The sequence below is a fragment of the Paenibacillus sp. 7516 genome, assembly GCF_002272715.1.
Taxonomy (GTDB): domain Bacteria; phylum Bacillota; class Bacilli; order Paenibacillales; family Paenibacillaceae; genus Paenibacillus; species Paenibacillus illinoisensis_A.
The window spans coordinates 1-272 of sequence record NZ_NPBI01000058.1 but is presented as its reverse complement, the minus strand read 5'-3'; the positions used below and the strand labels follow the sequence as shown (position 1 = coordinate 272).

General features: G+C 57.0%; 1 pseudogene. It reads right to left on the bottom strand.

Features of this window, described 5'->3' with window-relative positions:
• A pseudogene (locus CHI14_RS29605) lies at window positions 1-272 on the bottom strand (collagen-like protein); the annotation flags it as partial.

Here is a 272-nt window from a genome sequence, read left to right as displayed (position 1 = left end):
TACCTGTGGCCCCTGCTCCCGCCAATAATGTGTAGTCTGGGGAAGTTCCGGGTGTCCCGGTCGGTGCAGGAACAGTCGCTAGATAGGTACTTCCGTTGAACGTAACCACTTGACCTGCTGGATACGTCGGCGCTACAGCTGGATCAAATGGTACCACGCCACTCAAACCAACACCTGTCGCACCCGTGATCCCTGTTGCCCCAGTTTCGCCTGTAACACCTGCTATACCTGTGACCCCAGTCACTCCAGTAACGCCGGTTGCTCCTGCTCCA